General features: G+C 73.2%; 19 protein-coding genes and 3 tRNA genes. 14 read left to right on the forward strand and 8 right to left on the reverse strand.

The window, feature by feature from the left end:
* Nucleotides 1-49 precede the first annotated feature (49 nt).
* The 4 genes from WCD74_RS17980 to WCD74_RS17995 all read left to right on the forward strand — a co-directional run bounded on the left by WCD74_RS17980 (nt 50) and on the right by WCD74_RS17995 (nt 2,780).
* A complete protein-coding gene (locus WCD74_RS17980; protein WP_337696239.1) occupies nt 50-703 on the forward strand; it encodes a GPP34 family phosphoprotein in 654 nt (217 codons plus the stop codon).
* Nucleotides 704-765: 62 nt separating this feature from the next.
* A complete protein-coding gene (locus WCD74_RS17985) occupies nt 766-1,434 on the forward strand; it encodes a DUF3159 domain-containing protein (RefSeq protein ID WP_337696240.1) in 669 nt (222 codons plus the stop codon).
* 333 nt (nt 1,435-1,767) lie between these two features.
* Nucleotides 1,768-2,448: a thermonuclease family protein gene (locus WCD74_RS17990; protein ID WP_337696241.1), complete on the forward strand. Its 681-nt coding sequence runs from the start codon at nt 1,768-1,770 to the stop codon at nt 2,446-2,448.
* 2 nt (nt 2,449-2,450) lie between these two features.
* Entirely contained in the window at nt 2,451-2,780 is a 330-nt protein-coding gene (locus WCD74_RS17995) for a hypothetical protein (protein WP_337696242.1), read from the forward strand.
* 44 nt (nt 2,781-2,824) lie between these two features.
* Here WCD74_RS17995 and WCD74_RS18000 read toward each other — a convergent pair.
* Nucleotides 2,825-2,897, reverse strand: a tRNA-Arg gene (locus tag WCD74_RS18000).
* Between the two features lie 41 nt (nt 2,898-2,938).
* Nucleotides 2,939-3,028 (reverse strand) — tRNA-Ser (locus tag WCD74_RS18005).
* 271 nt (nt 3,029-3,299) lie between these two features.
* Here WCD74_RS18005 and WCD74_RS18010 point away from each other — a divergent pair.
* Entirely contained in the window at nt 3,300-4,331 is a 1,032-nt protein-coding gene (locus WCD74_RS18010; protein ID WP_337696243.1) for a zinc-binding dehydrogenase, read from the forward strand.
* A 53-nt stretch (nt 4,332-4,384) separates the two neighbouring features.
* Here the strand turns inward: WCD74_RS18010 and WCD74_RS18015 are convergent, their stop codons facing one another.
* Nucleotides 4,385-6,136: a phosphatidylglycerol lysyltransferase domain-containing protein gene (locus WCD74_RS18015; protein WP_337696244.1), complete on the reverse strand. Its 1,752-nt coding sequence runs from the start codon at nt 6,134-6,136 to the stop codon at nt 4,385-4,387.
* A 76-nt stretch (nt 6,137-6,212) separates the two neighbouring features.
* Nucleotides 6,213-6,926, reverse strand: coding sequence for a dienelactone hydrolase family protein (locus WCD74_RS18020; RefSeq protein WP_337696245.1), 714 nt, complete (start codon nt 6,924-6,926; stop codon nt 6,213-6,215).
* Between the two features lie 99 nt (nt 6,927-7,025).
* Here WCD74_RS18020 and hisC point away from each other — a divergent pair, with 99 nt between their 5' ends.
* Nucleotides 7,026-8,072: a histidinol-phosphate transaminase gene (hisC, locus tag WCD74_RS18025; protein WP_337696246.1), complete on the forward strand. Its 1,047-nt coding sequence runs from the start codon at nt 7,026-7,028 to the stop codon at nt 8,070-8,072.
* Here the strand turns inward: hisC and WCD74_RS18030 are convergent.
* Nucleotides 7,991-9,157: an acyltransferase family protein gene (locus tag WCD74_RS18030; RefSeq protein WP_337696247.1), complete on the reverse strand. Its 1,167-nt coding sequence runs from the start codon at nt 9,155-9,157 to the stop codon at nt 7,991-7,993. The two genes, hisC and WCD74_RS18030, sit on opposite strands and share 82 nt — an antisense overlap.
* Nucleotides 9,158-9,300: 143 nt before the next feature.
* Here WCD74_RS18030 and WCD74_RS18035 point away from each other — a divergent pair, with 143 nt between their 5' ends.
* Both WCD74_RS18035 and WCD74_RS18040 read left to right on the forward strand, forming a co-directional pair.
* Nucleotides 9,301-9,987 (forward strand): DUF1990 family protein, encoded by a 687-nt coding sequence (locus WCD74_RS18035; protein WP_337696248.1) that lies wholly within the window; start codon nt 9,301-9,303, stop codon nt 9,985-9,987.
* Between the two features lie 75 nt (nt 9,988-10,062).
* The gene (locus WCD74_RS18040) at nt 10,063-10,395 is read left to right on the forward strand and encodes a nitroreductase/quinone reductase family protein (protein WP_337696249.1); all 333 of its coding nucleotides are present in this window, start codon (nt 10,063-10,065) and stop codon (nt 10,393-10,395) included.
* Nucleotides 10,396-10,413: 18 nt separating this feature from the next.
* Here the strand turns inward: WCD74_RS18040 and WCD74_RS18045 are convergent.
* Nucleotides 10,414-10,498, reverse strand: a tRNA-Ser gene (locus WCD74_RS18045).
* Between the two features lie 114 nt (nt 10,499-10,612).
* Entirely contained in the window at nt 10,613-11,077 is a 465-nt protein-coding gene (locus WCD74_RS18050) for a MarR family winged helix-turn-helix transcriptional regulator (RefSeq protein ID WP_337696250.1), read from the reverse strand.
* A 67-nt stretch (nt 11,078-11,144) separates the two neighbouring features.
* On the opposite strand from WCD74_RS18050, the gene WCD74_RS18055 reads away from it, so the two are divergent.
* Nucleotides 11,145-12,137 carry an NAD(P)H-quinone oxidoreductase gene (locus WCD74_RS18055; RefSeq protein WP_337696251.1) on the forward strand — a complete coding sequence of 331 codons (993 nt, stop codon included), beginning with the start codon at nt 11,145-11,147 and terminating at the stop codon, nt 12,135-12,137.
* Nucleotides 12,138-12,215: 78 nt separating this feature from the next.
* Here the strand turns inward: WCD74_RS18055 and WCD74_RS18060 are convergent, their stop codons facing one another.
* Complete coding sequence (locus WCD74_RS18060) at nt 12,216-13,433, reverse strand: cysteine desulfurase-like protein (protein WP_337696252.1); 1,218 nt, start codon at nt 13,431-13,433, stop codon at nt 12,216-12,218.
* 213 nt (nt 13,434-13,646) lie between these two features.
* Here WCD74_RS18060 and WCD74_RS18065 point away from each other — a divergent pair, with 213 nt between their 5' ends.
* The 5 genes from WCD74_RS18065 to WCD74_RS18085 all read left to right on the forward strand — a co-directional run bounded on the left by WCD74_RS18065 (nt 13,647) and on the right by WCD74_RS18085 (nt 20,404).
* Nucleotides 13,647-14,222: a bacterial proteasome activator family protein gene (locus tag WCD74_RS18065; RefSeq protein WP_337696253.1), complete on the forward strand. Its 576-nt coding sequence runs from the start codon at nt 13,647-13,649 to the stop codon at nt 14,220-14,222.
* Between the two features lie 81 nt (nt 14,223-14,303).
* On the forward strand, nt 14,304-15,212 hold the full coding sequence (gene wzm / locus WCD74_RS18070) for a galactan export ABC transporter permease subunit Wzm/RfbD (protein ID WP_337696268.1): 909 nt from the start codon (nt 14,304-14,306) through the stop codon (nt 15,210-15,212).
* Nucleotides 15,213-15,217: 5 nt separating this feature from the next.
* Nucleotides 15,218-16,039, forward strand: a complete 822-nt coding sequence (gene wzt / locus WCD74_RS18075) for a galactan export ABC transporter ATP-binding subunit Wzt/RfbE (protein WP_286050667.1) — start codon at nt 15,218-15,220, stop codon at nt 16,037-16,039.
* Nucleotides 16,036-16,929 (forward strand): galactofuranosyltransferase GlfT1, encoded by an 894-nt coding sequence (gene glfT1, locus WCD74_RS18080; protein ID WP_337696254.1) that lies wholly within the window; start codon nt 16,036-16,038, stop codon nt 16,927-16,929. Before wzt ends, glfT1 begins: the two co-directional genes overlap by 4 nt.
* An 85-nt stretch (nt 16,930-17,014) precedes the next feature.
* Nucleotides 17,015-20,404 carry an arabinosyltransferase domain-containing protein gene (locus WCD74_RS18085; protein WP_337696255.1) on the forward strand — a complete coding sequence of 1,130 codons (3,390 nt, stop codon included), beginning with the start codon at nt 17,015-17,017 and terminating at the stop codon, nt 20,402-20,404.
* The last annotated feature ends 30 nt before the right edge of the window (nt 20,405-20,434 follow it).

Below are 20,434 nucleotides of genomic sequence, written 5' to 3' on the forward strand. Positions count from 1 at the left end.
CGGATCGGTCCTTGAGGGTGCCGCGGCGGCAGGGTGTCGGCTGGTCGTCATGAACCTCCCCCGGGCCATGTACCTGCTCTGCCACGACCTCGACCGCGCCCGCCTCGGCGAGGACACCGACCTGGTGCGCGGGGCCCTGCTGCGGGCCGCGGCGGTCGCCGACCTCCGCCTGTCCGGGCTGCTCACCGACGACGGCGGGCGCGCCGCCCGCGTCCCGGCACTCGGCGGTCCCGACGACGGGTTCCTCGCCGACGTGCTCGCGGCGGTCCCCCTCGGTGGGACGGCGAGCTGGTTCTCGGTGGTGGACACCGCGTGGGACACCGCCGAGGCGCGGGTCCGGGGGCCCCTGGCGGAGCTCGGCGTCATCACCCCCGGTCGGCGTCGGCTGTGCGTCGCGGGCTCGCGGACGGTGGCGGTGTCGCCGGAGGCGCGGGAGCTGCGGACGCGGGTCCGGGCCGCCCTGCTGTCCGGTGATGCGGCTGCTCCAGTCCGCGACGCGGTGCTGGCGGTGCTCGCGGTCGACGGCGACGTCCGCACCGTCCTCGGCCGGCTCGAGCACCGCCGGCACCGGGCCGGGATCCGGGCCCTCGGCGCCCGCGTCGACGCGGAACTGCCCGGGCTGCGCACCGCGCTGGCCTGGTCGATCGCCGGACTGCGGACCGCCGCGAGCGCCTGGGAGTGGTCCGGGTCACGTCCGGCTTGAGTGTGCCGTGGCGGCACGGACTTCCCTGGACACCAGCACACCTGAGACTCACGGAGAACCCGATGAATGCGACCCGGCAGCCCCACGACGACGCCTCGATCTGCGCAGCCCCGACGACCCCGAAGGCCCCGAAGTCGCCGTCGGTGCTCGAACAGATGGGTGGCCGGAAGGGCTTCGTGTACTCCACGATCCCGGTGCTCGTGTTCGTGGCGGCGAACGCCTTCCTGCCGCTGTCCGTGACCATCGCGATCTCGCTCGCCGTCGGGTTCTTCACGACGGTGATCCGGCTGGTCCGCGGCGAGAAGGTCGCCCAGGCGATCGGCAGCCTCCTCGGCGTCGGGGTCGCCGTCGCGATCGTGGGCCTCACCGGATCGGCGAAGGACTTCTTCGTCATCGGCATCTGGGCCTCGGCGGCCGGCTTCGTCGTCACCGCGGGCTCGCTGGTGGCCCGGCGCCCGGTGACCGGCCTCGTCTGGAACCTCCTGCACGGCGGGAAGCACCGGTGGCGGGCCGACGGTCCGGCGCTGCGCGCCCACGACGTCGCGACGCTCGCCGCCGCCCTGGTCTTCGGCGCCCGCTTCGTCGTCCAGCAGTGGCTCTACCTCACCGACGCGACCGGCGGCCTCGGCGTCGCCCGCATCGCGATGGGAACGCCGCTGACCGTGCTCGGCGCCCTGGTCGTCGTCTGGGCCTTCCGCCGCAGCTCGAAGCGGCTACTCCCGAAGAACTGACCTCCCCCGCCGCCGGGCCCGCCACGACCGACCGTGGCGGGCCCGTCGTCGTGTCCGGAGCCCATACGGCGTGTGCGTCCCGCACACGGCTCCCCGTGGAGCCCACCGGTCTTCCGGCGCATTGCGAGCCGCACACGGCCGACGGAGGTGACCCGACCCCGAATCGGAGTTGCGTCGCGCAACGCCTCGCCCGGCACGGTCGATCGGTGCCCGCCGTGTGCGCGACGCACCGGAACCCGAGGCTGGTCATCGAGCCGACGAGGCGGGTAACGCGGCCCTCGGATCTTGCGACATCAGCCTCGACACACAGGATCGTCGGGGGGAACGACGCAGGTGCGCACGGCATACAAGGTCTGGTCGGGGATCGCGGCAGGGGTGTTCTGCCTCGTCGCCATCGGGGACCTCTCGGACAACGGGTCGAGCACGACGACGGCGCCGGCTGCGGTGAGCGCGGCGGCGGCGCCCGCGACGTACGTCCCGGCGGCCCCGGCGGCCCCTGCTCCGGTCGCCCCGGTCGAGCCTGCCGGGGACGCCGTGACGGTGACCGACGTGATCGACGGCGAGACCGTCGTCGCGGACGGCCAGAAGATCCGCGTGCTGGGCATCGACGCCTGCGACGTCTCCACGTACGGCGGGAAGCAGGCCAAGCAGACCGCCGAGACGTTCCTCGAGGGGCAGCAGGTCACGCTGCGCACCGAACCCGGCGTCGAGAAGGACCGGAACGGCCGGCTGCTGCGCTACGTCGACATGAGCTCCGGCGACTACGGGACTCTCGCGGTCGTCTACGACCACACCGGTGTCGACTCGTCGAGTCAGGCCGATCCGACGTACCTGTCCGAGCTGCGGTCGGCGGACCCGAACGGCCGGACGTGTTCGGCCCCTCCGTCCTCGAACTCGTCGTCCTCGTCCGACGATGACGACGACGTGTACGTCCCGCTGCCCCGTCGCGGGGACAACGGACTGCCCGACGGCGCCCTGACCGGCGGCTACTGCGCGAAGAAGTGGTGGTGCTGACGATGGCGTCGCGACGTTCCGGCTCGTCCGGCCTCGGCTCGGTCATCGGGGTCCTGCTCCTGATCGGCCTCGCTCTCCTGATCATCAAGTGGGCCCTGATCACCGCGGCGATCCTCGCCGTGCCCTTCGGCCTCTGGTGGGTCTACGACCAGGTCCAGCAGCGCCGGGTCCTCGACCGGCGCGCGGAGGTCGAGGGTCGTGCGGTCGTCGACGCGGCCGGCGGCTGCGGCTGGTGCGGCTCCCGGATCGCGCATCGCGACGGCTATACGGGCAGCCTCCTCATGCCCGCCGACCACCACCGCGACGAGATCGAGGCCGCGCTCGCGGCGTGACACGAGAAAGGGCCCGCCACCGGTGGTGACGGGCCCTCGTGATGCGCGCCCGAAGGGATTCGAACCCCTAACCTTCTGATCCGTAGTCAGATGCTCTATCCGTTGAGCTACGGGCGCATGATCTTCAATTGTACGGCGGCCCTGCCCGACCACCGCTGCGGAGGCTCCGGGATTTGAACCCGGGATGGGGGGTTACCCCAAACCGCATTAGCAGTGCGGCGCCATAGACCAGACTAGGCGAAGCCTCCCGGAGCCCTGGGGCCCACCGAGGGAAGACAGTACACGGGCACCGCGACCCGGTTGACCACCACCCCCGCCCGGACCGGGCGGCCCCGTCGTCGGGAACCAAGATCGGGACTTCGTGAGCGTGTCGCAGCATCCCTTGCGCGTGTCGCTCCCGAACTCGTGATCGTCATCCGCAGTTCGGTTGCGCGCGATGTGACACGTGCGGCGGTCCGCATGGGTGCGGCGATGCCGGGGGTAGCCCGGTCTGGACCGATCCCGAGGAGGACACCTGCCGTGAAGGCGACGCTGATCTACGGAGCGGGCGACATCCGGGTCGAGGACGTCCTCGACCCGACGCTGCAGAGCTCCACCGACGCCATCGTGCGGATCACGCACGCGTGCATCTGCGGCTCGGACCTGTGGCCGTACAAGAGCCGCGAGGCCACCGACGAGGGCGGCCGCATCGGCCACGAGTTCATCGGGGTCGTCGAGGAGACCGGCTCGGACGTCGGCCGGGTGAGCAAGGGCGACGTCGTCGTCGCACCCTTCTTCTACGCCGACGGCACCTGCGAGTACTGCCGCGCCGGGCTCACCTCCGCGTGCCCGAACGGCAGCGCCTGGGGCGCCGAGACCGACGGCGGTCAGGGCGAGGCGGCGCGGGTGCCGTTCGCGGACCACTCGCTGATGAAGCTCGACGTGCCGGTCGAGTCCGAGCTGATGCCGAGCCTGCTGACGCTCTCCGACGTGTTCGGCACCGGGCACCACGCCGCCGTCTCGGCGCGGGTCGAGCCCGGCAAGGACGTCGTCGTCGTGGGCGACGGGGCGGTCGGCCTGCTGGCCGTGCTGGCGTCGAAGCGCCTCGGCGCGGAGCGCATCGTCCTGATGGGGCACCACAAGGACCGCACCGACCTGGGCCGCGAGTTCGGCGCCACCGACGTGGTCGCCGAGCGCGGCGAGGAGGGCGAGCAGAAGGTCCGCGACGTCCTCGGCACCGACGGCGCGCACTCGACGATCGAGGCGGTCGGGTACGACCAGGCGCTCTCGACGGCGCTGAACGTGACGAAGCCCGGCGGGTACGTCGGCATCGTCGGGGTCCCGCAGAGCGGCACGATCCCGAACGCGGGGCGGAAGTTCGGCGCCAACATCACGATCGCCGGCGGCATCGCGCCGACGCAGGCGAACATGCACGAGCTGCTGCCCGACGTCATGAACGGGTCGATCGAGCCGGGCAAGGTGTTCGACCGGACCATCGGGCTCGACCAGGTCGCCGACGGCTACCGCGCCATGAACGACCGCGAGGCGCTCAAGGTGCTGGTGCGTCCGTAGATGTGCGCTTCGCGCAGGTGAGCACTTTCCCGTGTCAGGACACGGACAAGTACTCACCTGCGGAGCACACGCAGCACCGCGGGCGGCCTGCCGCCGTAGCCCTCCGCCTCGAAGGCGGCCACGGCAATCCGCGGCAGGTCGCGCACCGCGTCGAACACCAGGTAGCGCGGCACCCACGCGGGGCCGAAGCGGGCGTTGAAGCGGTAGAGCGTCTCGATCTGCCACCACCGCGACGCGATCCGCAGCAGCCGGGCCCACAGGCGTGCCACCGGCCCCGCGCCGATCCGCTCCCCGCGCTCGAGCGCCGACCGGAACACCGCGAAGTTCAGTGAGACCCGGTCCACGCCGAGTCCTCGGCACGCCGCGAGCAGGTCGGTGATCAGCAGCTCGTTCAGGCCGTTCTCGGTGACGGCGGGATCGCGGATCATGAGGTCCAGGGACAGCCCCTCGGTGCCCCACGGCACGAACTGCAGGAGTCCGCGCGGCGCTCCGTCGGCGACGGCGACGACGAGCACCGCCTCCGGGTCGTCGCGGGCGTCCCCCACCCGGGAGAGCGCCATCGAGAAGCCCCGCTCGTCCGGCCCGCCGCGCCAGCGCTCGACGGCGGCGTGCAGCTCGGCGAGCTCCTCGGCCGGGACGTCGCGCAGTCGGCGGACCGTGGTCTCGTAGCCCGCCCGCTTGATGCGCGAGACGGCCTGCCGGACGGTGCGCACCGCCCGGCCCTGCAGGGAGAACGTCGCGACGTCGACGACGGCCTCGTCGCCCAGCTCCAGCGCGTCCAGCCCGGCCTCCCGGGAGTACACGCGCGCACCGGTCTCCGAGCAGCCCAGGACTGCGGGCACCCAGCCGTGCCGGCGGCACGTCGTCACGAACTCCCCGATCGCGCCGGGCCAGGCCTCGACGTCACCGAGCGGGTCGCCCGAGGCGAGCGCCACGCCGGCCACCACGCGGTAGGCGACCGCCGCCTTGCCGGACTCCGAGAACACCACGGACTTGTCGCGGCGCAGCGCGAAGTAGCCCAGCGAGTCGGCCTTCCCGTGCCGGTCGAGGAGCGCACGGATGCCGGCCTCGTCGTCGGGCGAGAGCTGCGGGTGCGGCTCGGCGGAGCGCAGCCAGAAGTAGCCGCCGAGGACGACGGCGCCCACGCCGAACGTCAGGCCCACGGCGGAGGTCAGGTCGTCGTACCAGACGAACCGGAACGTCACCGGGCCCTCGACGCCGACCAGCGACAGCAGGGCGTGCAGCAGCTTGTCCCCGACCGACGGCCGGTCGAGCAGGAACGTCGGCCGGACGAACAGCAGCATCGCGCTGACGATGACGAAGCCGGCGACCAGCAGCTGCACCACGAGCCGCACGACGACGAGCCGGCCCAGCGGGTCGGGCACCGCGTCGAACTCGCGGCGGGTCCACAGCAGGCCGACCAGCAGGACGAGGGCGACGACCATCGGCGCGATCGGGTGCCGGCCGAGCAGGTGCGACACGACGATGACGACGCACAGCAGGACGGCCAGCTGCCACGCCCGCCGCTTGCGTCGCCGCAGGCCGGTGGCCAGCAGCATCAGACCGACCCCGGCGGTCGCGAGGACGACGGTGCCCACGAGCGACGCCTCGACCGGGAGCCCGAACCACGCCGCGGGCTCCAAGCGTCGTCGGGCGGCCGGGGCGAAGATCGAGACGATCGAGAGCAGGCCGACGATCCGGGCGGCCCAGACGACGACGCGGGCGATCCGGGCGCGGCGCCGACGTTCGCGGCGGGCCTCGTCGTCGGCGCCCTCCTCGGCGCCCACGACCCGGGTCCGTGTCACCTGGTCCTCCATGTGCGCGGGGCGCAGGTGAGCACTAATCGGGCGTATAGCCCCACTTAGTGCTCACGTGACGAAGTCACCTGAGGTGCGCGTCGAACCAGTTCAGCACGCGGTGCCGCGCCTCGCTCCGGGTCCCCTCCGCACCCTCGGACTCGTCCAGGGTGTCCGGGCGGGCGGCGTCGGCCGGGTCGTCGGTGTCGTCGAACCGGTGCTCGGCGGCGGGGTAGACGACGACGTCGACCACCGAGCCCGACGCGTGGGCGGCCTCGCGCAGCCGCTCGACGTCGGCCGGGTCGACCGGGTCGCCGGTCTCGCCGTAGAGCCCCAACCAGGGGCAGGTCAGCTCGCCGACCACGTCCAGCAGGGGCGGCAGCCCGTCGGCCAGGGGCTGCTTCACCCCGGCGGCCGCGACGGTCACGGCGGCCCCCAGCGAGCGCTGCGAGGCGACGACGAGCGCGGCGGTGGCCCCGAGGTCGAAGCCGAGGATGCCCATGCGGTCCGCGGGGACGCCGTGGTCGGCCAACCACCCGAACGAGGCGTCCGAGTCGGTGAGCACGGAGGCCCCGGAGACGTCGTCGGCGGAGCCGCTGCCGTGGAACAGGTGCGGGGCGACGACGAGCCAGCCCTCGTCCGCGAGGCCGTCCAGGATGCCCACGGTGCGCTCGGTGACCCCCTGCGAGGAGTGCAGCACCACGATGCCCCCGCGCACCGGGGTGTCGTCCGGCGCACCGACGGTCACCGCGAGCTCGGTGTCGTCGACGAGCGGGATCGTCTCCGTGCGGGTCGTCATGGGAGCAGCCTTCCATGCCCGGACCACCGGGTGCCGCGTGACCTGCCCCGATGGCCGAATCCGACTCCCCTGCGTGGATCCGAGCACTACGGTGGGGGTGTGACACCGCTGCGTCCGGACCTCTCCTCGCTGCCCGCCTACGTCGCCGGCCGGACGGTGCCCGGAGCGGTCAAGCTGGCGAGCAACGAGGTCGCGCTGCCGCCGCACCCGCACGTCCAGGAGGCCGTGGCGCAGGCCGTCGCCGCCGGCAACCGGTACCCCGACATCACCGTCACCGCGCTCTCCGAGAAGCTCGCCGGCCACCTCGGGGTGCCGCGGGAGCGGATCACCGTCGGCTGCGGGTCGGTGGCGCTGTGCGGACAGCTGATCGCCGCGGTGTGCTCGCCCGGCGACGAGGTCGTCTTCCCGTGGCGCTCGTTCGAGGCGTACCCGATCGTCTCGGTCATCGGGCACGCCACGGCGGTCCCGGTGCCGAACACCACCGGCGGGGAGCACGACCTCGAGGCCATGCTCGCCGCCGTCACCGACCGCACGCGCGTCGTCTTCGTCTGCAACCCGAACAACCCGACCGGCACCGCGATCCGTCGTCGGGAACTCGTCGACTTCCTCGCCCGCGTCCCCGAGCACGTGCTCGTCGTCCTCGACGAGGCCTACCGGGAGTTCGTCGCCGACCCGGAGGTCCCGGACGGGCTGACGATGCTCGACGCGCACCCGCACGTCGCCGTGCTGCGCACCTTCTCCAAGGCGCACCGCCTCGCGGGGCTGCGGGTCGGGTACGCCGTCGCCGCGCCCGACCTCGCCGCCGCCCTGCGCAGCGTCGCCGTCCCGTTCTCGGTGTCGAGCCCCGCCCAGGCCGCGGCGATCGCGGCGCTCGACGTGCTCGGCGAGCTCGAGGCGGACGCACGCGACACCGCCGCCGAGGCGCAGCGGATGGCGACGGCGCTGCGCTCCGCCGGCTACGAGGTGCCCGAGACCCAGGCCAACTTCTGCTGGCTCCCGCTCGGTGGGCGCACGCAGGCGTTCGCGGAGCACGCCCTGGAGCACAAGGTCGTCGTCCGCGCCTTTCACCCCGACGGCGTGCGAATCTCCGCGGGCGCCCCGGAGGAGAACGACCTGCTGATCGAGGCCGCCAGATCCTTCTCCTGACGACGTTCCCGACGCCGGGTGAGGGCCCGGTGCGCGGGCCGCTCGACGTAGCGGGTGAGCAGCCAGCCCAGCACGAACGCCAGGACCACGACGCCGAGCAGCCGGCCCCAGCCGTGGACGCCGGCGTAGTCCTGGGCGAGCCAGGCGAAGAAGTAGCCGATCTGCTGGTTCATCAGGTAGACGCCGTACGAGACGCCCGCGGCCCAGCCGATGATCGTCGGGAGCGGGCCCACGCGGAGGAAGTCCCAGTCCGGGCCGAGGGTCGCGGCCGCGACCAGCAGGCACGCGACGGCGAGGACGATCGCGGAGTCGGTGTCCGGGGTGATCACGGCCTCGGCGAGGACGCCGGCGGCCGTGAGGGCGGCCAGGTGGGTCAGCGAGATGCGGCGGGTGCTGGCCAGCCACATCGCGAGGCCGATCGCGAAGAGCTGCCAGCGCCACATGACGAAGCCGTCGGAGAGCCACGCGAGCCAGCCGGTGGCGAACGTCGCCAGCAGCACCGGGGCGATCACGCCGAACCAGGCGAGCAGCGGCAGGACACCCGGCCGCCGCCAGACGTCGCGGCCGAGGACGCCGACGGTCAGGGCGACCAGCGTGAACACCCCGAGCTGGAGCGGCAGCGTCCAGTACGAGTGGTCCATGAACGTCACGTCGGGGTCGAAGCCCTGGACCAGGAGCAGGTTCCCGACCAGGTCGCGCACGCCCGGGCGCCAGTAGCCGTGGTCGGCGGCGAGCAGCGTCGCGCCGTAGGTGACGAGGACCGCCACCAGGTACGCGGGCAGCAGCCGCGCGATCCGCTGCCACCACCAGCGCCCCGGACGGCGCTTGGCCACGGTGACGCAGATGAAGAACGCCGAGACCACCATCAGCGTGTTCGCGCCCGCCTCGACGCTCCACGTGAACGGCGGCGGCGCGAGCCAGGGCATGACGCCCTGCGCGGTGTAGGTGGCGTGCTGCACGACCACGGAGAGCACGGCGAGCACCCGGATGACGTCCCACGAGAGCCGCCGCTCCCCCGACGCCGCGGGCTGCAGGAGCCGGCCCGTGGGCTCGGCGCTGCGCGGGCGGTCGGTGAGGATGGTCATCGCTCGCGGAAGTTACGGACGGGTCCTGAGCGGTCGCTGAGAGCATCGTGTGGAAGCCCGGGTGGCCCGGTGGGCGGGCGATGACGGGCGCCCGGCGGCCCGTTCTCCCGGCGTGATCGTGAAAAACGGGTATGAGGGTGCCGATGCGGACGATGCGGCTGAGCCCGGTCTCCGATCCGGCGACCGACCTCGCCGAGATCGCAGGGCTGGAACTGAACTACGACCCCTCGACGACCGGCGGGAAGGGCTGGCACCACGACCGGCTGCGCCACCCGCTGGCGGTCGAGGAACCGGGCGACCCCGAGCCGGGCGGGCCGTGGGAGATCGCCTGCGGCCTCGTCCACGACTACGAGTTCGCCGACCGGTGGATCATGTCCGCCCTGTTCCACGGCGAGGCCCCGCTGAAGGGCCGCGACATGCTGCTCGAAGGACGGTTCGTGGTGCTGCGGTTCCCGATGGGGGTGCGCGTCGACACGGTGGTCGACGAGACCCGGCGTCGGGCGGACGGCACGGACGAGCGGGTGTGGGGCTGGAGCTACCAGACCCTGGGCCAGCACCTGGAGCGTGGCCGGCTGGTCTACGAGGTCGTCAAGAACACGACGACGGGACGGGTCGAGTTCGTCATCACCGGGGTCTCGTCGCGGGCCTCGATCCCGAACCCGGTCGTCGCGCTGGGGTTCATGGTGTTCGGCCGGTTCACCCAGCGACGCTTCTACCGGTCGGTGGCGGCCAAGCTCGAGGAGCGGGTGCGGTCGGTGCTGGAGGGCGCGCCGCGGCCGCGGCCGGCGCACGTCGGGCCGGGCGACATCGTGCGGGCGCCGTCGGCCTGATCCCGTCAGCCGTGGCACACCGCTGACGGTGGACGTCAGTAGGTCGCCACGGTGGGTGGGGGCACCATCGGCGTCATGACGTTCCTGCAGACCGCGGCCTCATTGGTGAACCGCGTGATGCTCCCCCTGGTGCGCTCGGGCGTGGGCTCGGGGGCGCTGGCGGTGCTCACCTACACCGGCCGACGATCCGGCCAGGTGTACTCGCTGCCCGTCGCCTACCGGCGCGACGGCGACCACGTGTGGATCGGCATCGGCGCGCCGGGGCAGAAGACGTGGTGGCGCAACTTCCTCGGCGACGGCGGGCCGGTCTCGCTGCGCGTCGGCGGTGAGGACCGGTCCGGGCACGCGCGGGCGGTGCGCGACGGCGGGTCGGACGTGCACGTCGAGGTCGAGCTCGACCCGGCCTGACCCGTCGTCAGGAAGGGGCGGAAGCGGGGGGATTCGAACCCCCGGTACCTCTCGGTACGTCCGCTTTCAAGGCGGATGCAATCGGCCGCTCTGCCACGCTTCCGCGCGCCAGGCTAGGCGACGGGAGGACCGGCCGTCCCCGAAGGCCCCGCATGTGCGAGTGGCGCCATCCTGACGTCAGATGTCAGCAACGGACCATTGCTGACACCGGGCGGCCCTACGGGCGGAGCTTCGCGACGATGCGCTCGAAGACGTCGCCCATGACGCGGCGCTCGTCCTCGTCCAGGAGGTCGACGAAGTGCTCGCGGACCCCGCGGAGGTGGTCCGGCGCGGCCTTCTCAAGACGCGAGAAGCCCTCGGGGGTGAGGACGGCGAAGACGCCGCGGCCGTCGGAGTCGCAGACCTCGCGGCGGACCAGGCCCTGGGCCTCGAGCCGGGCGACCTGGTGGGACAGCCGCGACTTGGAGGCCACGACCTCCTCGGCCAGCGAGGTCATGCGCTGGCGGTGGTCGGACTTCTCGGAGAGCCGGACGAGGATCTCGTAGTCGGCGAACGCCAGGTCGTGCGCGTCCTGGAGCTCACGACCCAGGCGGCCGAGCAGGAGCGCCTGCCCCGCGATGAAGTTGCGCCAGGCACGCCACTCCTCGGCGTCCAGCCAGCGCGGCTCCTCCGAGGTGGGCATTCCTCCATCATATCCGTCGCCCCGGCGCTTCTGCGCCTCCTGAGCCAGGCCGATACCGTCCGCCGTCGTGTACGGCATCGCCATCCGTGAGCCCGGCGGACCCCAGGTCCTCGAGTGGATCGAGCAGCCCGACCCCGAGCCCGGCACCGGGGAGGTCGTCCTCGACGTCGTCGCGGCCGGGGTGAACCGGGCCGACGTCATGCAGCGGCAGGGGAACTACCCGCCTCCGCCGGGCGCCTCGCAGCTCCCGGGCCTGGAGTGCTCCGGACGGGTCAGCGCGGTGGGCCCGGGCGTGAGCGGCTGGCACGTCGGCGACGAGGCCTGCGCGCTGCTCGCGGGCGGCGGCTACGCGGAGAAGGTCGCCGTGCCCGCGGCGCAGCTCCTGCCCGTTCCCGACGGCGTGTCGCTCGTCGACGCGGGTGGGCTGCCCGAGGTCGCGTGCACCGTGTGGTCGAACGTGGTCCTCGCGGCCGGCCTGCGCTCCGGGCAGACCCTGCTGGTCCACGGCGGGAGCGGCGGGATCGGGACGCACGCCATCCAGGTCGGGAAGGCACTGGGCGCGACGGTGCTCGCGACGGCGGGTCACGACGACCGCCTGCAGGTCTGCCGCGACCTCGGCGCCGACGCGGCCCTGGACTACCACGGCGACCTGGTCGAGCTGGTGAAGGAGGCGACCGACGGGCACGGCGCCGACGTGATCCTCGACCACATCGGCGCCCGCAACCTCGACGCGAACCTCGACTCGCTGGCCACCGGCGGGCGGATGGTGATCATCGGGCTGATGGGCGGGGCCAAGGGCGAGATCAACCTCGCCAAGATGCTGACCCGCCGGCTCTCGGTGGCCGCGACCTCGCTGCGGGGCCGACCGACCGACGGGCCGGACGGGAAGGGATCGATCGTCGCGGCGGTGCGCTCGGACCTGTGGCCGATGGTGTCGTCCGGCCGGGTGCGGCCGATCGTCCACGAGCGCATCCCGGTCCAGGAGGCCGCCCGCGCCCACGAGCTGATGGACGACGGCGGCGTCGTCGGGAAGATCCTGCTGACGGTCCGGGAGGGCTGACCGGCGGGCTCGTACCCCCCGCGAATGTGACGTCCGGTGTCAGCATGGCCGCACTGCTGACATCCCGCCGAGGGGCCCCTACAGCCGCGCCAACGCCCCCACCAGCGCGTCGATGTCCGCGCGCGACGTGTAGTGGGCGAGCCCGACCTTGACGACCCCGCCGATCTCGGCGCCCCCGATGACCTCCAGGGCGCCCTGGTCGCCCGGGTCGATCAGGACGCACACGCCCTGGTCGGCCACGCGCTCGGCGACCTCCTGGGCGGTGCGGCCGCGGACGACGAAGGCGACGGTCGGGATGCGGCGGGCCGGGTCGCCGATCACGGTGACGGCGGGGAGGAACCGCAGCTCCGAGACGAGGTAGGCGGTCAGCTCGTCGTGGTGGGCGCGCAGGGAGGACATCGAGGTGAGCACGCGGTCGCGGCGGGAGCCGGAGGCGCGGTCGTCGAGCTCGGCGAGGTGGTCCACGGACGCCACCAGACCGGCGAGCAGCGCGTACGGGGCGTCCCCGACCTCGAGGCGCTCCGGGCCCCGGGCGGCGGCGTCGAAGGACACCGCAGGCAGGCGGTCGAGCAGCTCCGGCTGCCGGAACACCAGCGCCCCCACCGCCGGGCCGCCCCACGCGGCGGCCGAGAGCACCATGACGTCGGCGCCCATCGTCTCCAGGTCGAGCGGCAGGTAGGGCGCGGCCGCGGAGGCGTCGACCACCATGAGCGGCTCGACCCCGGACAGCGGCGCCGGCAGCGCGTGGACCTTCCGGGCGATGGCGGCGATCTCGGTGCGGGTGCCGAGGTGGCTGCAGGCGGCCGTCACGGTGACGACGCGGGTGCGCGCGCCGAGCAGGTCGTCGTACTGCCAGCTCGGCAGCTCGCAGGTCTCGATGTCGACCTCGGCCCAGCGCACGGCCCCGCCGACCCGCCCGCTCGCCCGGGTCCACGGCAGCGTGTTGGCGCGGTCGTCCAGGCGGGACACGACGACCTCGTCCCCCAGGGCCCACGACGACGACAGCGTGTCGGCCAGCCGGTCCAGCAACGAGGCCGCGGAGGCGCCGAGCACCACGCCCTTCGGCTCGGCCCCGACGAGGTCGGCCACCGCGCGGCGGGCCGCCTCCACGATGGCGCTGCCCCGCTGCGAGGCCGGGAACACGCCGCCGGGCGGCGACACCGGGGCCCGCAGGGCGGACGACACTGCGGTGGCCACCTGCTCGGGCACCTGCATGCCGGCGGGCGCGTCGAGGTGGACCCAGCCGTCACCGAGCGCGGGGACCTGGCCCCGGACCCGAGCGACGTCCACCGTCATGCTCCAGTACGGTACGTCGGCTTCACGCCGTAGCCGAGGCCGGTCGCCCCGCTGCTCGATCGGCGGAGGGTGCCCGTCGGCCAGGGGCTCGACCGGCGTAGGTCCGGTGACGGCTCCCCGACGGTGTGGCTCTCCTGTCGCCGGGTGCCGGCAGTGCCCCATTGCCGGCACGGGGACCGTGCCCGCCGGCGAGGATCCGACAGGATGGACGCCATGAGCGAGGAGACCGGCGAGTCCGGCGTGTCCGCGGGGGACCAGGTCATGATCGTCGGACCGGACGGCACGCCCGTCGGGACGGTCCGGGTGCCGGGTGGCGAGGGCACGGACGGCGGTGACGGTCAGGAGTCCGACGAGAAGCGCGAGGACCTGTCGTCGGCCGTCGAGGAGCCGGCGAAGGTCATGCGGATCGGCACCATGATCAAGCAGCTCCTCGAGGAGGTGCGGGCCACCGAGCTCGACGACGCCAGCCGCCGTCGGCTCAAGGAGATCCACGCGTCCAGCCTGGCCGAGCTGGAGTCCGCGCTGTCCCCGGAGCTGCGCGAGGAGCTCGCCCGGATCATCGCCCCGTTCGACGGCGAGGACACCCCGAGCGACGGCGAGCTGCGGATCGCCCAGGCCCAGCTGGTCGGCTGGCTCGAGGGGCTGTTCCACGGCATCCAGACGGCCCTGGTCGCCCAGCAGATGGCGGCGCGGATGCAGCTCGAGCAGATGCGGCGCGGGCTCCCGGCGGGCGCCGGCGGCGCGTCCGGGCAGGTCGGGAGCGGGGGGACGACCGGCCAGTACCTCTGAGGGGCACGGGTACGCTCACCCGCCGTGGCCGTCCCTGCACTCGCGCGTCCCGGCGCCGACGATCCGTCGGGCGCCGACGAGGTGGGGTCGGACCTGCACGGCGCGTCCCCGCGGTCGTGGAAGCGCGCGTTCGCCGACATCCGCCAGGCGGTCGCCCAGCGTGAGCTGTGGGGCCACCTCGGCTGGCAGGACATCAAGCAGCGCTACCGGCGCTCCACGATCGGCCCGCTGTGGATCACGATCAGCATGGCCGTGACGGCGGCGGCGCTCGGCGGGCTGTACTCCCAGCTGTTCGGCCAGCCCATCGGCACCTTCATGCCGTACGTGACCGTCGGCTTCATGATCTGGTACTTCATCAGCGCCTGCGTGCTGGAGGGGACCGAGACCTTCATCGCCAACGAGGGCCTCATCCGGTTCCTGCCGGCCCCGCTGATGATCTACGTGTTCCGCACGGTGTGGCGGCAGGTCCTGTTCTTCGCGCACAACGTGGTCGTCTACGTCATCGTGCTGGCGATCTTCTTCGGCCAGCTCGACGAGCCCTACCGGATGATCAACCGGATGGCCGACGGGACGCAGGGCGTCCTGCACCCGGGCCTGAGCTGGACCGCGCTGCTCGCGATCCCGGCCTTCGTCGTCATCGTCGCGAACGGCCTCTGGGTCACGCTGCTGTTCGGCATCATCGCGACCCGCTTCCGCGACATCCCGCCGGTGGTCTCCAGCTTCATGCAGCTGTTCTTCACGATGACGCCGATCATCTGGACCCCGGACCTGCTGCGCGGCGGTGAGCCCGGCAGCGCGCGGGCCATCGTCGAGCAGCTGGCGAAGCTCAACCCCTTCTACCACTTCATCGAGATCTTCCGGGCGCCGTTGGTGGGGCAGGTGCAGAGCTGGACGCACTGGGCCGTCGTCGGCGTGATCACCGTGGTCGGCTGGGCGCTGGCCCTGATCGCGCTGCGCAACTACCGATCCCGCGTCGCGTACTGGGTGTGAGTCAGATGGTCTCGATCGATGTCCAGGGCGCGAGCGTCGACTTCCCGATCTTCGACGCGAAGAACCGGTCCCTGAAGAAGTCCGTCCTCGGGCGCGCGGGCGGTCGGATCACCGACGCCAAGGTGCCCGTGGTGGAGGCGCTGCGCGACATCGACCTGCACCTCCAGCAGGGCGACCGGGTCGGCCTCGTCGGCCACAACGGCGCCGGCAAGTCCACCCTGCTGCGCCTGCTCGCCGGCATCTACGAGCCGACCCGCGGGCGCGCCCGCATCCGCGGCCGCGTCGCCCCGGTGTTCGACCTCGCCGTCGGGATGGACCCGGAGATCTCCGGGCTGGAGAACATCCTGATCCGCGGGCTGTTCCTGGGGATGTCCCGCAAGGAGATGGAGCGCCGGGTCGACGAGATCGCCGAGTTCACCGAGCTCGGCGACTACCTGCGGATGCCGCTGCGGACCTACTCGACCGGCATGCGCGTGCGGCTCGCGCTCGGCGTCGTCACCTCGATCGACCCCGAGATCCTCATTCTCGACGAGGGCATCGGCGCGGTCGACGCCGCGTTCCTCGAGAAGGCCCGCGACCGCCTGCGCGACCTCGTCGACCGCTCCGGGATGCTGGTGTTCGCCTCGCACTCCGACGAGTTCCTGGTCGAGCTCTGCGACACCGCGATCTGGATGGACACCGGGGAGATCAAGGAGCAGGGGCCGCTGCGCGAGGTGGTGAGCCACTACAAGGGTCGGGACCTCTTCGAGACCCTGAGCCCGGAGACGCTGAAGCGGATCGGCCGGGAACGCGCGCCGGTCGTCGACGACGAGCCGGCGCGCTCATGACCTCGATCCACGCCGTCGTCGTCACCCGGCACCGGCCCGAGCTGCTGGCCGACGGGCTGGCCGTGATCGCGGGCCAGACCCGCCGTCCGGACCACCTCGTCGTCGTCGACAACGGACCGGACGAGAAGACCCGCGAGGTCGTCGAGGGCTGCGGTCTCCCGGTGACCTACCTCCCCTCGCGGCACAACCTCGGCGGCGCCGGCGGCTACGCGCTGGGCATGCTCACCGCGCTCGCGGCGGGCGCGGACTGGCTCTGGATGGCCGACGACGACGGGCGGCCGGCCGACGAGCACGTGCTCGCGACGCTGCTCGAGGTCGCCGAGCGCCGGGGGCTCGCCGAGGTCTCGCCGGTGATCGCGGACGCCGCCGACCCGGAACGCCTGGCCTTCCCGCTGCGCCGGGGCCTGACCTGGGTGCGCCGCCGCAGCGACCTCGACGGGTTCGGCGACGGCGAGCTCATGCCCGGCATCGCCCACCTGTTCAACGGCGCGCTGTTCCGGGCGTCGACGCTGGACGTGGTCGGGGTGCCGGACCTGCGCCTGTTCGTGCGCGGCGACGAGGTCGAACTGCACCGCCGCCTCATGCGCTCCGGTCTTCCCTACGGGACGTGCCTGACGACGGCCTACGTCCACCCCGACGGGTCCGACGAGTTCAAACCGATGCTCGGCGGCCGTCTGCACGCCCAGGACCCGGGCGACGCGACCAAGCGCTACTACACCTACCGCAACCGCGGCTACCTGCTCGCCCAGCCCGGACTGCGCAAGCTCGGCGCCATCGAGCACCTGCGCTTCGGCTGGTACTTCCTCGTGGAGCGGCGCGACCCGGCGGCGCTGCGCGAGTGGCTGCGCCTGGTCCGGCTCGGTCGACGCGAGAGATTCCGCCGCGCATGAGCTCCCCCTGCCAGACGGTCCGGTCGAGCTCCGCTCCGCTCCGTCTCCCCCCGGAGGTTCCCCCCACCATGTCAGGACGCCCTTCGTGCTGACCTCGGACTCGGTCCCGCCCGCCGCCACCCGCACCGAGAACGGCCGCCGGCCGGACCCGTCGTCGGGACGGGACGACGAGCGCGTGCTCCGGCGCTGGCGCTGGATCGCGATCGTGCTCGGCCTGTTCGGGACCGTGCTCGCGCTGGTGTTCCCGTTCCTGCCGGTCACCCAGGACACCGCGACGATCCAGTGGCCGAGCCCCACCACCGGGACCCGCTCGGTCGACGCCCCGCTGGTCGCGTTCCGGCCGGAGTCGATGAGCGCGACGATCCCGTGCGCGGCGATCCGCAGCCTCGACGCCCGCACGCCGCAGCGCGCCACCGTCTTCTCCACGACCCCGCCGCTGTCCCCGCAGGGCGCGCAGGTCGGGATGCAGGTCTTCGTCGACGGCGGGCAGCTCACGATCGCCGACCGCGGCCAGCAGGCCGCGCAGGAGCCGGTGCCCGCCGGCCCGTGCAACGTCACGATCGCCTCGGCCTTCGACGAGACCGTGCTGAACCTGGGCGCCGGCGCGGACGTCGTCCTCGGGGGCGACTTCCGCCCGCAGGTGGTCGGGATCTACTCCGACCTCGACGAGTCCCGCGACCCGACGACCGGGACCAGCGTCTCGATCACCCCGGACACCCGCTTCCAGACCACCGCCACGGCGCTCAAGGTCGCGGCCGGGGCGCTCGCGATCCTCTGCTTCCTCGGCGCGGTGTGGGCCCTGCACGTGCTCGACACCCGGGCCGGCCGGCGGGCGCCGCGGCTGGCCCCACGCCGGTGGTGGGTCCCGACCTGGCGCGACGGCGTGGTCGTCGCCGGCCTCGCGGTCTGGGCGGTGATCGGGTCCCAGACCTCCGACGACGGCTACATCCTCGGCATCGCCCGCGGCCGGGAGAGCGCCGGCTACATCGGCAACTTCTACCGCTGGTTCAACGTCCCCGAGGCGCCGTTCGGCTGGTTCTACGAGCTGTACGCGGTGTGGGTGCAGGTCAGCGACTCCGTGCTCTGGCTCCGCCTGCCGTCGGTGTTCATGGGCATCGTCTCGTGGCTGCTCATCAGCCGGGAGATGCTGCCGCGCCTGGGCCAGCAGGTCCGCCGGTCGTCCGCCGCCGGCTGGGCCGCCGCGATGGTCTTCCTGATGTTCTGGCTGCCGTTCAACAACGGCCTGCGCCCCGAGCCGGTGGCCGTGATCTCCGCGCTGCTGGCGTTCTGCTCCGTCGAGCGGGCGGTAGCGACCCGCCGTCTCGCCCCGGTCGCGCTGGGCCTCGTGGCGGCCGCGTTCGCGCTCGCCGCCACCCCGACCGGCCTCATGGCCGTCGCCCCGTTCCTCGCCGCCGCCCGGCCGCTGTTCCGCCTGGTCCAGGAGCGGGTGGCCCGCCTGGGCTGGCTGCCGGTGCTGCTGCCGATCCTCTCGGCCGGGCTCGTCGTGCTGGTGGCGATCTTCGCCGACCAGACCTACGCGGCGGTGATGGAGGCCAACCGGGTCCGCTTCAACCTGGGGCCGAACTACACGTGGTACCAGGAGGTCGTCCGCTACGAGTCGCTGTTCTCGGTCTCCGCGGACGGGTCGCTGGAACGCCGGGCGCCGGTGCTGCTGCTCATCCTCGGCCTCGTGGTCTGCCTGGTCGTGCTGCTGCGCCGCAACCGCATCAAGGGCGCGGCGCTCGGGCCGTCGCAGCGGCTGATCGGGACGACGCTGCTCGGCTTCCTCGTGCTCGCGCTGACGCCCACGAAGTGGACCCACCACTTCGGCGCCTTCGCCGCGCTCGGCTCCGGGATCGCGGCGCTGACCGCGCTCGCGACCTCGTCGGACGTGCTGCGCTCCCGCCGCAACCGGTCGCTGTTCCTCGCGGCGGTGTTCGCGACCCTCGCGCTCGCGTTCACCGGCCCGAACACCTGGTGGTACACCAACAACTGGGGCGTGCCCTGGAACGACAAGCCGCCCTCCTACGACGGGCACCAGGCCTCGACTCTGCTGCTCGGGATCGCGTTCCTCTTCCTCGTCGTGGCCGCCATCGAGCACCTCCGGGGCATCCCGGAGGAGCGCCGGGCCTCGTCGTCGGGAACTCCGACCTTCCTGACGACGGCGAGCGCCCCGGTCCGGGACCGCGTGCGCAAACTGCGCGGGTCGCGCTCGGGCAGCGCCTTCGAGCGGCGCGCCCGCGCCCTGCGGATCGGGTCCGCGCCGATCGCCGTCGTGTGCGGGGCGCTGGTGCTCTTCCAGATGGCGTCGATGGGCAAGGCGATCGACAAGCAGTGGGACAGCTTCTCGCTCGGCGGCGACGTGCTGCGCCACGGGTTCTCGACGTCGTGCGGGCTGGCCGACCAGGTCAAGGTGGAGGGCAGCCCCGCCGCCGGGATCCTGCCGCCCGCGCCGCCGCCGACCGGGGTGGTGCCCTCGGCGCGGGGCGTGCTGCCGATCGTCGCGCCGCAGGTCCCGCTGGCGCCCGGCCAGCAGCCCGCACCGCTCCCGCCGGACACCGTGCCGGCCTCGAGCCCGCTGGCGCAGCTGGTCGACCCGACCCCGGTCAACGAGGGCTTCCGCCCCGACGAGGTCCCGCCGACCGGCGGCGGCACCGGGGTGTCCGGCTACGAGTACACGCTGCGCAACGACCTGGCCTCGCAGGTCCAGGGCACCTACGACGCCGAGGGCCGGGGCACCGGGACGCTGCGCACGCCCTGGCAGGCGGTGGACCCGGCGCTGCGGGACGGGACGACGCCGCTGGTGATCTCCGTGGCGGGCCGGCTGGACGGCGGGAACAGCCTGTTCCTGCAGTACGCCCAGCGGTCCCCGGACGGCCGCATCCAGATCCTCGGCCAGGACCAGCTCGGCGGGGGCAGCGGCAACGAGCCGCCGTGGCGGGAGATCAAGGTCAACCTGTCGACGACGAAGGGCGCGACGGCCGACGAGGTGCGCCTCGTCGCCCAGGACCGTTCGCTCGGACCGGACGGCTGGCTCGCCGTCGCGCCGATGCGCGGGCCGCAGCTGGTGCCGTTCACCGAGGCGGTCGGGACCCAGCCGGGCTACCTGGAGTGGCCGGTGCAGTTCGCGTCGCCGTGCCTGCGGCCGTTCGACGTGTCCGACGGCATCGCGGAGGTCCCGACCTACCGGCTCATCGCGGACGCCTCGCAGTTCCGGATCGGTGGGCAGACCTGGTCGCAGCCCTCCGCCGGCGGCCCGATGGGCTGGATCGAGGTGCTGGAGCGCCAGCAGGACGTGCCGTCGTACCTGGAGGGCGAGGCGACCCTGGACTGGGGCCGCATCGAGGCGCTGCAGCCGTACGCGCCGAACACGGTCGCGCCGGAGGTGGTCCGCGGCGAGAAGACCGTCTGGGGCACCGAGAGCGAGGGCGAGATCGGCGATCCGCCGCCGGGAATCCCGTCGCCAGAGAGGTGACGGGGTCCCGGTCCTGACGGCGGGTGGTGG

This window comes from Actinomycetospora aurantiaca, from assembly GCF_037401875.1.
Classification (GTDB): Bacteria; Actinomycetota; Actinomycetes; order Mycobacteriales; family Pseudonocardiaceae; genus Actinomycetospora; species Actinomycetospora aurantiaca.

Bases quoted from the DNA above. Each gene is read 5' to 3' on its own strand.
- WCD74_RS17980 (WP_337696239.1), top strand. From the start codon at position 50: ATGAACCTCCCCCGGGCCATGTACCTGCTCTGCCACGACCTCGACCGC.
- WCD74_RS17985 (WP_337696240.1), top strand. From the start codon at position 766: ATGAATGCGACCCGGCAGCCCCACGACGACGCCTCGATCTGCGCAGCC.
- WCD74_RS17995 (WP_337696242.1), top strand. From the start codon at position 2,451: ATGGCGTCGCGACGTTCCGGCTCGTCCGGCCTCGGCTCGGTCATCGGG.
- WCD74_RS18020 (WP_337696245.1), bottom strand. From the start codon at position 6,926: ATGACGACCCGCACGGAGACGATCCCGCTCGTCGACGACACCGAGCTC.
- WCD74_RS18030 (WP_337696247.1), bottom strand. From the start codon at position 9,157: ATGACCATCCTCACCGACCGCCCGCGCAGCGCCGAGCCCACGGGCCGG.
- WCD74_RS18035 (WP_337696248.1), top strand. From the start codon at position 9,301: ATGCGGACGATGCGGCTGAGCCCGGTCTCCGATCCGGCGACCGACCTC.
- WCD74_RS18040 (WP_337696249.1), top strand. From the start codon at position 10,063: ATGACGTTCCTGCAGACCGCGGCCTCATTGGTGAACCGCGTGATGCTC.
- WCD74_RS18050 (WP_337696250.1), bottom strand. From the start codon at position 11,077: ATGCCCACCTCGGAGGAGCCGCGCTGGCTGGACGCCGAGGAGTGGCGT.
- WCD74_RS18060 (WP_337696252.1), bottom strand. From the start codon at position 13,433: ATGACGGTGGACGTCGCTCGGGTCCGGGGCCAGGTCCCCGCGCTCGGT.
- WCD74_RS18065 (WP_337696253.1), top strand. From the start codon at position 13,647: ATGAGCGAGGAGACCGGCGAGTCCGGCGTGTCCGCGGGGGACCAGGTC.
- wzt (WP_286050667.1), top strand. From the start codon at position 15,218: ATGGTCTCGATCGATGTCCAGGGCGCGAGCGTCGACTTCCCGATCTTC.
- glfT1 (WP_337696254.1), top strand. From the start codon at position 16,036: ATGACCTCGATCCACGCCGTCGTCGTCACCCGGCACCGGCCCGAGCTG.